The 993-nt window shown below is 32.7% G+C and carries 2 protein-coding genes; both read right to left on the reverse strand.

Annotated elements, in window-relative coordinates:
• Positions 1 to 317, reverse strand: a 317-nt coding sequence (locus JCM14209_RS10335; RefSeq protein WP_225349704.1) for a zinc ribbon domain-containing protein, incomplete at its 3' end; no start/stop codon positions are given.
• Positions 277 to 837: a transposase gene (locus tag JCM14209_RS10340; protein ID WP_051523448.1), complete on the reverse strand. Its 561-nt coding sequence runs from the start codon at positions 835 to 837 to the stop codon at positions 277 to 279. The genes JCM14209_RS10340 and JCM14209_RS10335, both read right to left, overlap by 41 nt.
• Between the last annotated feature and the right edge of the window lie 156 nt (positions 838 to 993).

Consider the following 993-nt stretch of genomic DNA (forward strand, 5'->3'; position numbering starts at 1 on the left):
CCTAATTCTTGTAAGTTCATTGCACCTACTCGGTCATCATTAGTTCTAAATCCGCAATTCACACACTTATATTCATGTAAGGAATGATTGCGGTTTTCTTTTCTAATCTGACCACATCGAGGACAACGTTGACTGGTATACTTTGCAGACACAATTAGCACTTGACTTTGATTTCTTTGAGACTTGTAAATTAATTTAGTCTGTAAATCGTAAAATGACCATGAGTGTAATTCTCTAGTTTGTCCTTTATTGGAATTAGATTTTTCAAAAGTAACATTAGTTAAGTCTTCTAAGACAAAGCAAAGTATTTTGACCATATCGTTCAACAAGTGTCTTAGATAAGCAGTGATTAATATCTGCCATCCAACGGTTCTCTTGATGCTCTAGTCGTTTTAACTTTCTTTTAGCTGACTTAGTTCCTTTAGCTTGTAATTTACTTCGTAAATAAGCATACTTTTTACGCTTATATGCAATACTTTTACCGCTAACAAAGTTAGTCTTACCTTTTTCATCATAAGTAGTTGTGAGAAAACGTAATCCTCTATCAATGCCAACTACATGTTGATTATCTTCTTTTTGCCATTCACTAATCGCTTTAGTATATGACATGTGTAAAAACCAATGACCTTTAAGACAGACTAATTTGGCAGTGCCTAATTTAATATCCTTATCTTCTAAGGAAAATGGTAAGTAATTAGCATTAAAAGGGACTTTAATACGTTTACCAAGAACGTTAATTGAAATTTTAGTTCCCTTTTGAACAAAGGAGTAGTTATAAGAACGTACATAATCAGCTTGTGGTCTAGAAAACTTAATCGGTTTTCGTAACCATTCCAAATCACGAGGAATATACTTCCAAATATTTTTGCCAGTTTTAGGTCAATCTCATCCGTTTTGTACTTAAATGGTCTTTGTTTTAATTGAGTTTCAACTGTTCTATATCTAGCACTTACAGTTCTAAATACGGATTGAACCATTAAAGAATTAAGGTCG

It is taken from the genome of Ligilactobacillus hayakitensis DSM 18933 = JCM 14209 (genome assembly GCF_000615845.1).
Lineage (GTDB): Bacteria > Bacillota > Bacilli > Lactobacillales > Lactobacillaceae > Ligilactobacillus > Ligilactobacillus hayakitensis.